Annotated in this window: 6 protein-coding genes; 5 read left to right on the top strand and 1 reads right to left on the bottom strand. The window is 55.0% G+C overall.

Annotated features, from left to right (window positions below; translation table 11 throughout):
* Positions 1-510: 510 nt before the first annotated feature.
* Entirely contained in the window at positions 511-2,148 is a 1,638-nt protein-coding gene (locus tag ACL7TT_RS05840) for an electron transfer flavoprotein-ubiquinone oxidoreductase (RefSeq protein WP_413393871.1), read from the bottom strand.
* Positions 2,149-2,497: 349 nt separating this feature from the next.
* Here ACL7TT_RS05840 and ACL7TT_RS05835 point away from each other — a divergent pair, with 349 nt between their 5' ends.
* The 5 genes from ACL7TT_RS05835 (at position 2,498) to gspE (ending at position 8,632) form a co-directional block, all read left to right on the top strand.
* A complete protein-coding gene (locus ACL7TT_RS05835) occupies positions 2,498-3,247 on the top strand; it encodes an electron transfer flavoprotein subunit beta/FixA family protein (protein ID WP_413393869.1) in 750 nt (249 codons plus the stop codon).
* Positions 3,247-4,176: an FAD-binding protein gene (locus tag ACL7TT_RS05830; protein ID WP_413393867.1), complete on the top strand. Its 930-nt coding sequence runs from the start codon at positions 3,247-3,249 to the stop codon at positions 4,174-4,176. The genes ACL7TT_RS05835 and ACL7TT_RS05830 overlap by 1 nt, the downstream gene beginning before the upstream one ends.
* Positions 4,177-4,384: 208 nt before the next feature.
* On the top strand, positions 4,385-5,074 hold the full coding sequence (locus tag ACL7TT_RS05825) for a type II secretion system protein N (RefSeq protein ID WP_413393865.1): 690 nt from the start codon (positions 4,385-4,387) through the stop codon (positions 5,072-5,074).
* 55 nt (positions 5,075-5,129) lie between these two features.
* Entirely contained in the window at positions 5,130-7,139 is a 2,010-nt protein-coding gene (gene gspD / locus ACL7TT_RS05820; protein WP_413393863.1) for a type II secretion system secretin GspD, read from the top strand.
* Positions 7,136-8,632 carry a type II secretion system ATPase GspE gene (gene gspE, locus ACL7TT_RS05815; protein ID WP_413393861.1) on the top strand — a complete coding sequence of 499 codons (1,497 nt, stop codon included), beginning with the start codon at positions 7,136-7,138 and terminating at the stop codon, positions 8,630-8,632. Before gspD ends, gspE begins: the two co-directional genes overlap by 4 nt.
* Positions 8,633-8,634 lie beyond the last annotated feature (2 nt).

Here is an 8,634-nt window from a genome sequence, read left to right as displayed (position 1 = left end):
ACTGTCTCATGTCGACCTGCAAACTCAACAACGGTATTCTTATCCATAGCAGCGTATTCCTGGTTGGTTGACTGTTTGGCGACAACAAATCAACCAGATACGCTGCTTTCTTTCAAACCCTCAAACACCAGATTCGGTTATAACTCCTGAGGAAGTGACAATTAAGCTAAAAATGCAAAACCTGCTTGGCCAATCGGTAGAGATTGAGCGGGAGGGGGTGACCGTATTTGAGCGAGAGTCTGGGTAAGCTTATGTGCTAAGTGTTGAGTGCAAATTCTAGTGAATTATCTGACTTTTTGCTTATCAGTTATTGCTAAACTGGGATGGGATCACACTTTTTAGCGTTTTTTTGACCTTGCCAAAGATCATCTGTTAAGTGAATTATTGTCAAAAACGATAAATTTGATTGTTTTGCAGTGGGTTGTTCGGCTGTTTATGTCTTTGTGATTGCGAATCCCAAATAAAAAATGGCGCACTATTATTTGCGCCATTTTATAGGAACCCTATAGATTACATATTTGGATAATTGGGGCCACCGCCGCCTTCCGGTGCTACCCAGACAATATTCTGGGTGGGATCTTTAATATCACAAGTCTTACAGTGTACACAGTTCTGCGCGTTGATCTGGAAGCGTTTACCGTTGGCATCCTCAACCACTTCATACACACCGGCAGGGCAGTAGCGCTGCGCCGGCTCGTCGTAGATCGGCAGGTTGTGGTTTAACGGAATCTCGGCATCTTTCAAAATCAGGTGGCAGGGCTGGTCTTCCTCGTGGTTGGTGTTTGAGATAAACACGGAAGACAGCTTGTCGAAGCTAAGTACGCCATCGGGTTTTGCGTAGGGGACCTTTTTACAATCCGCCGCCGGCCTCAACTGAGTGTGGTCGGCTTTGGGGTCGCGCAGAGTCCAGGGTAGCTTGCCCCTGAACAGGTTAAGATCCATAAACGCATAGGCGGAGCCGAGGATATTGCCCCACTTGTGCTGGGCCGGGCTGAAGTTGCGTTGTAGCTGTAGTTCCTTGCAGGCCCAGCTGTTGCGGAAGCTCTTGGTGTAGCTAGTCAGTTCTCTAGACGTGTGCCCGGCGGCAATGGCTTCCACGATGCTTTCAGCGGCGATCATGCCGGATTTCATTGCCGTGTGATTGCCCTTGATCTTTGCGGAGTTCATGGTGCCGGCGTTGTCGCCGATCAGCAGGCCACCGGGGAAGGTCATCTTTGGCAGGGACTGCAGGCCGCCTTTGACCAGGGCGCGCGCGCCGTAGGTCATGCGTTGGCCCCCCTGCAGGTATTGCCTGATCACCGGGTGGTGTTTGTAGCGTTGGAATTCTTCGTATGGATTGACATGGGGGTTGCTGTAGGCCAGATCGGTAATCAGGCCCACTACCACTTGGTTGTCCTCCATGTGATACACGAAACCGCCACCCTGGGTGCTGCTCTGGTTCAGGGGCCAGCCGGCGGTGTGTACCACCAGGCCCGGCTGGTGCCTGTCTGCGGGCACTTTCCAGATTTCCTTGATGCCAATGCCGTAGTGCTGCGGATCGGTGTCAGCGTCCAGCTTGAAGCGTTCGATCAGCTGCTTGCCCAGGTGGCCGCGGCAACCCTCGGCAAACAGGGTGTACTTGGCGTGTAGTTCCATACCCGGCATATAGGTATCTTTGTGCTCGCCATTGATGCCAACCCCCATATCACCGGTGGCAATCCCTTTTACGGCACCCTCCGCACTGTAGAGAATTTCAGCAGCGGCAAAACCGGGGAAAATGTCCACCCCCAGGTTTTCCGCCTGCTCAGCCAGCCAGCGGCACAGGTTGCCCAGGCTGATAATGTAGTTGCCGGCGTTGTGCATGGTGCTGGGCACAAAGAGGTTGGGGACTTTGATGGATTTTTCGCCATTGCGCAGCACGAAGATATCGTCGCCTGTGACCCCGGTATGGAGGGGGGCCCCGCGCGCTTTCCAGTCGGGGAAAAGTTCATTCAACGCGGTTGGCTCAAAGACCGCTCCTGAAAGAATATGGGCGCCGACCTCGGAACCTTTTTCCACCACACATACGGAGATATCCTCGTTGAGCTGGCGGAGTCGGCAGGCCGATGCCAGTCCGGCGGGACCGGCACCCACGATCACTACATCGTATTCCATTGATTCCCGTTCCACGGCACTCTCCTCGGCGGTTGTATTCCACTTTTGCGGCCACTTGGCCTTGTCGATGCTATTGATGCCGGATTATATAGGCGTTTAATGATCCCTACCAATTGCCTGACTATTCATTTGCTATGGCAAATACGCTGTATTTCAAGGGGTTGGGAGAGAGATCGACGGTTTTTATTTCGGGAAATAGATTTTATGAATGGCAGGCGCGACCTCTATTTGGCTATTGATTTTACGCTATAGAACCGCCACCATACACGCCGTTCAAACACTTGTTTGACTAGAACGCCATATCCGTTCGCGATGTGAATAGTCAGTCGCGGCTGTTAAAAAGCATATTTGAGACAGGATTTCCATGAAAGTTCTTGTAGCTGTGAAACGCGTTGTCGACTACAACGTCAAGGTTCGCCCCAAGGCGGATGGCTCTGACGTTGATATCGCCAATGTCAAAATGTCTATCAATCCCTTCTGCGAAATTGCAGTGGAAGAGGCGGTGCGCCTGAAGGAAAAAGGCGTTGTCAGCGAGATAGTTGCCGTTTCCATGGGTCCCAAGTCGTGCCAGGAGCAAATCCGCACCGCGCTGGCGCTGGGGGCTGACCGCGGCATTCTGGTGGAAACCGATGCCGAGCTGCAACCGCTGGCCGTGGCCAAGTGCCTGAAGGCGATTGTTGAAAAGGAGGAGCCGCAAATGGTGATTCTGGGCAAACAGTCTATCGATGGAGACAACAACCAGACTGGGCAGATGCTGGGCGCATTGACTGGTATGGGGCAGGGCACTTTCGCTTCTGAGGTGGTTGTGGAAGGGGATGCCGTCCGGGTTACCCGTGAGATCGACGGCGGCCTGCAGACTGTCGAGTTAAAATTACCGGCCATTGTAACCACCGATCTGCGCCTGAATGAACCGCGCTACGCGTCCCTGCCCAATATCATGAAGGCCAAGAAAAAGCCTCTCGACATCACCACCCCAGACGCACTGGGTGTGGATATTGCTCCGCGCACCAAAACCCTGAACGTTGAGCCGCCGGCAGAGCGTCAGGCCGGAGTGAAAGTGGCCGACGTGGCGGAGTTGGTAGAGAAACTTAAGAACGAGGCGAAGGTAATCTGATGAGCATCCTGGTTATTGCAGAACACGATAATGCCGAGCTGAAGGGGGCAACACTCAGCACCGTTGCTGCGGCCAAGGCCATCGGTGGTGATATTGCGGTATTAATTGCCGGCGCCGACTGTGCCGCCGTTGCAGAGGCCGCCGCGAAAGTAGATGGTGTTTCCAAGGTATTGCTGGCAGATAATGCCGCTTACGCTCATCAGCTGGCTGAAAATACAGCCAGGCTGGTTGCCGACCTGGGCAGAGACTTCAGTCATATCCTGGCGCCGGCCACCACCACAGGCAAAAACATGCTGCCACGCGCCGCCGCGCTACTGGATGTACAGCCGATTTCCGACATTATTACCGTAGAGAGCGCCGATACCTTCAAGCGCCCGATTTACGCCGGCAATGTTGTCGCAACTGTACAGAGCAGCGATACCATCAAGGTGATCTCAGTCCGTGCCACTGCCTTCGACGCCGTGGCCGCTGAGGGAGGTAGCGCTACCATTGAGTCAATAGACAGTGCTGATGACGCGGGTGTTTCTTCTTTCGTCGGCGAAGAACTCGCCAAATCCGACCGTCCGGAACTTACCGCGGCCCGTGTGGTCATCTCTGGTGGGCGTGGAATGCAAAATGGCGACAACTTCGAGATGTTGAACAAGCTGGCCGACAAACTCGGCGGAGCGGTTGGTGCCTCCCGCGCTGCAGTAGATGCCGGTTTTGTGCCCAACGATATGCAGGTGGGCCAAACTGGCAAGATCGTCGCTCCCGACCTGTACATTGCCGTCGGTATTTCCGGCGCCATCCAACATTTGGCGGGTATGAAGGACTCCAAGGTAATTGTGGCCATCAACAAGGATGGGGATGCACCCATATTCTCTGTTGCGGACTACGGCCTGGTGGCGGATTTGTTTGAAGCGGTTCCCGAGCTTGAAGCAAAGCTGTAATCCTTATTTACTATACTCTCCAGTATTGGAAAAGGCGGCAGTGAGCCGCCTTTTCTATTTTCAGGTGGAACTGACGTGCTATTAGGGGCGAAATGGGGTGGTTTCCGCGTTTAATTGGGTGAGGGCGTTGCCTTTCCCGGGCTGAAGCAAGAAAATAGACGCCAAAAACCAATAACTCAAAAAACTGGACTTAAAAGTGGGTATATCCATGTCCCCGTTAACGCAAGCCATCAGCTCAATTGGTACCAGGGTTCGCCAGGGCGGTCCACACAAGGTGTTGTCCAGAAGTACCATGGCAGCCTCCGCTGTCGGTCTTTTGTGGCTGTCCGGCAATCTGTTCGCCTATAGTGCCCTGCTCATGCCTGCCAAACCGCAAGTGTCCCTGCTGGCAGAACGCACACACCGCGAAGCGAGCGTATCCCAGTCGGTTTCTATTCCAAATACCCCTTTCTTCGGTCTCGCTGAAGCCAGGAAAAAAGAGGTTGTTCCTGAAGTTGACCTCGCCAACCTCCCCGCTACCCAGCTGAATATCGTGCTCTCTGGTGTGCTGGACAATAGCAACAAGGACAGGGCCAGTGCCCTGGTGGCTGAGAAGGGCAAACCGGCAAAGCGCCTGTTTGTGGGGGATGTCCTGCCGGGTGGGGCGGAGCTGTATTCTATTGAGGTGGATCACGTCGTTCTTCGTCGTAATGGCGGGATGGAAAAATTGACCTACCCGGAAGTGGATGGCCGCCCCGATGTTCCCATGAGAAATTATTCCAATCTGGCACGCAGAGCCAGCCAAACCAGTGCCAGGAGCACGGTCAGAAGAGAGGAAAACCAACAGAGCATCCGGGAGCGGATGGAAAAACTGCGCGAACTGGCCCGCGAGCGTCGCGCGCAGCTCCAGCCTAAATGAACCCACCCCACTGGATCGTTTTGGTTTTTTTACATTTACTAGAGCCCCATAAATAATGATTAAAATGTTGTATCGATGGCTGATTGCGGTCGGATTGAGTTTTTTTGTGTCTATTGCAGCGCTGGCTCAGGGCCCCGAAAGGGTAACACTCTCTCTCGACAACGCAGATATTCGCGACTTGATTAATTGGGCGGCGGACTTCACCGGAAAAAATATTATTGTTCACCCCAACGTCAAGGGAAAAGTGACGGTTGTTGCCGGTGACCCCATGACCCACGATGAGGCCTTCGATGTGTTTATGTCGGTGCTTCAGGTGAATGGTTTCAGTCTGATAGGCCAGGGCGGCACCTGGAAAGTGGTGCCCGATGCGCTCGCCAAGCAGCAGGCGATTCCTGTGGCCGACGAAAATACCCTAGCGCCCGCTGAATCCCTGGTTGTACGCACCGTGCGGGTTGAAAATATTTCTGCGGCCCAGTTAATCGCCATGCTGCGGCCGCTTATCCCACAGACTGGCCATTTGGCCGCCTATGCCGATACCAATACCCTGATCATTGCCGACCGTGCGGCGAACATCGATCAGATTGTGCGCCTGGTGCGGCAGTTGGACCGCGCCGGTGCCATCGATATTGAAGTGGTACCACTGCTGTTTGCCTCTGCCAAAGAGGTGAAACAGGTGCTCAATGAGTTGCTGCAGTCCGGTGGCGGCAAGCAGGCAGGTAGAGAAGTCCAGCCACTGCGTATTGCCGTGGATGAGCGTTCCAACAGTATTCTCCTGACCGGGGACCCGGTAACCCGCCAGCAGATCAAGACCGTTATCGGCCGTTTGGACCAGCCACTGGATGGCGATGGCAATACCGCTGTGGTCTATGTGCAGTACTCTAACGCTGCGGACCTGAAACCGATTCTTGAAGGCATGAGCGGCAGTATCCAGAATGCGGAAAAGGACCAGCAGGCCGCCGATGTCGAGGTGAGTATTCAGGTGAACGAATCCCTTAATGCCCTGGTATTGACTGCGCCACCAGCGCTGCTGGAAACCATGAAGGGGGTGATTGCGAAGCTCGATGTGCGCCGTGCCCAGGTATTGATTGAGGCACTGATTGTCGAAGTGAACGAGGACACTACCAATGAACTGGGTATAAGCTGGATTGCTGGTGCTGACGACAATGTGGTTGCGGGGTGGAACAACACACCAGGTGTAGATGCTGAGGGCAACCTGAATCCCTTCTCGTTGCCTATTGGCAGTCTTACCGGGGAAAATGCATTACACCTGGGTTATTTGAGCGGTATGGATATCCGCTTGGCCATTAACGCACTGGCCACGGAAGCCAATGCGAATATTCTGGCTACCCCGACGATTATGGCATTGGATAACGAGGAGGCGGAAATCCTTGTTGGGGAGAATGTGCCTTTTATTACCGGAGAGCAGCTGCTCTCCGGCAGTAATGATGACCCCTTCACCACCATTCAGCGCCAAGACGTGGGGACCACCCTGAAAGTCACTCCAAGAGTGAATAACAACAATTCTGTGACACTGGAAATTGAACAGAAGGTGGAAGATGTGCTTTCCCGTGCTGCAGAAGAGAGCGTTGGGGCTTCGGATATTATCACCAGCAAACGCGAAATTCGCACCAAGGTATTGATTGATGACGGCGCAATCCTGGTGCTGGGCGGGCTAATTCAAGACAAGGTGATCGATAGTATCCAGAAGGTGCCTTTACTGGGGGATATTCCCGGCATCGGCCGCCTCTTCCGCAACAATAGAAAAGAAGTCAACAAAACCAATCTGATGGTGTTCCTGCGCCCCAAGATCCTGAGTACCCAAGTAGCCGGTTATGAAGAAACCCGCAAACGCTATATGGACATGCAGCAGAAGCAGATTTTCATTAAAGACAGGACCAGCCTGCTGTGGGACTGGCACCGCGGTGATGCATTGCCTGACCTGATGCCGCCAACGGGTACCTACAACGAAAGCCCCGCACCCGTGGATGGTTCCATTGATGGTGGAGCTGTGGAATTGATCGACGAGGTGCCGGTTGAGGTGCTGGAGATCGAGGAAGGGAAATGACGGTTGAAACAGCTTTAGAGGTTCCAACCGTACGCCGCCTGCCCTACGCATTCGCCAAGCGCCACCGGGTGCTGCTGGTGGAGCAGGAGGGGGGGGCTCTGTGCCAATATGTGGCGCCGGTGAACCCTGCGGCTGTTGCCGAGGTTCAGCGCGTTTTTGGCGGCCCTGTCAGTCTGCAGGTGGTTGCAGACGAGGTGTTTCAGGTGGCGCTGCAACGCCTCTACGAGAACCGTGAAGGTGGCAACCTCTCCGGGGTCGAGGGTCTCGGTGAGGACCTGGACCTGGCCGCGGTGGCCGATGCCTTACCGGAAACCGAAGACCTGCTGGAGCAGGAGGACGATGCACCCATCGTCAAACTGATCAATGCGATCTTTGCCGAGTCGCTGAAACAGGGCGCTTCCGATATCCATATCGAGACCTTTGAAAAGCGCCTGGTGGTGCGCTTCAGGGTCGATGGGGTTCTGCGCGAGGTCCTACAGCCCCGGCGCGCACTGGCACCCCTGCTGGCCTCCCGTATCAAGGTGATGGCCAAACTGGATATCGCCGAGAAACGCATTCCCCAGGACGGCCGTATCTCCCTGTTGATGGCAGGGCGCGAAGTGGATGTGCGTGTCTCCACCATGCCTTCCTCCGCGGGGGAGCGGGTGGTGATGCGCCTGCTCGACAAGCAGGCGGGCAAGATGGACTTAACCAATCTGGGCATGGCGGCAGAGGATCTGCGCGTCATGACCGATCTGCTCGCCCATCCCCACGGGATTATTCTGGTGACCGGCCCCACGGGTTCCGGAAAAACCACCACCCTGTACACGGGCCTTGGCAGTATCAACAGTCGCGAGAAAAATATTCTCACCGTGGAGGACCCGGTGGAATACAACCTGGAAGGGATTGGTCAGACCCAGGTTAACACCAAGGCCGATATGACGTTTGCCCGCGGCTTGCGCGCCATCCTGCGCCAGGACCCGGATGTGGTGATGGTCGGCGAGATTCGCGACCTGGAAACCATGCAGATTGCCATCCAGGCCAGCCTCACCGGCCATCTGGTCCTCTCGACACTGCATACCAATACCGCCCTGGGCGCGGTGACCCGCCTGGTGGATATGGGTATCGAGCCTTTCCTGTTGTCCTCAAGCCTGATCGGTGTGCTTGCCCAGCGTCTCGTGCGGGTGCTTTGCCCGGAATGCAGGCAGCCCCACAGGGCCGATGAGAGCGAGCGCAGGGTGCTCGGCGTCGACCCGGAAGCGGAAACGATCATTTACCGTCCCAATGGCTGTGAAGCCTGCAGCCACAGCGGTTATGTGGGGCGGATCGGTATCTACGAACTGGTGCCCCTCAACGAAGTCATGCGCCAGTTGATCCATGATCGCGCTTCCGAAAACAAGCTGGTGCTGGAGGCGCGCAAAGTGGCGCCGAGCATTCGCGATGATGGTGTTGCCAAGGTTTTGGCGGGCAGGACTTCCCTTGAGGAAGTGCTGCGGGTTACCCAGGAGTCCTGATT

Source organism: Microbulbifer jejuensis (genome assembly GCF_047289955.1).
Taxonomy (GTDB): domain Bacteria; phylum Pseudomonadota; class Gammaproteobacteria; order Pseudomonadales; family Cellvibrionaceae; genus Microbulbifer.
Note: the sequence above shows the minus strand (reverse complement) of the source record. Positions and strands in the feature narration are given on the sequence as shown.

Coding starts and splice junctions, on each gene's coding strand:
- ACL7TT_RS05835 (WP_413393869.1), top strand. CDS start 2,498: ATGAAAGTTCTTGTAGCTGTGAAACGCGTTGTCGACTACAACGTCAAG.
- ACL7TT_RS05830 (WP_413393867.1), top strand. CDS start 3,247: ATGAGCATCCTGGTTATTGCAGAACACGATAATGCCGAGCTGAAGGGG.
- ACL7TT_RS05825 (WP_413393865.1), top strand. CDS start 4,385: ATGTCCCCGTTAACGCAAGCCATCAGCTCAATTGGTACCAGGGTTCGC.
- gspD (WP_413393863.1), top strand. CDS start 5,130: ATGATTAAAATGTTGTATCGATGGCTGATTGCGGTCGGATTGAGTTTT.
- gspE (WP_413393861.1), top strand. CDS start 7,136: ATGACGGTTGAAACAGCTTTAGAGGTTCCAACCGTACGCCGCCTGCCC.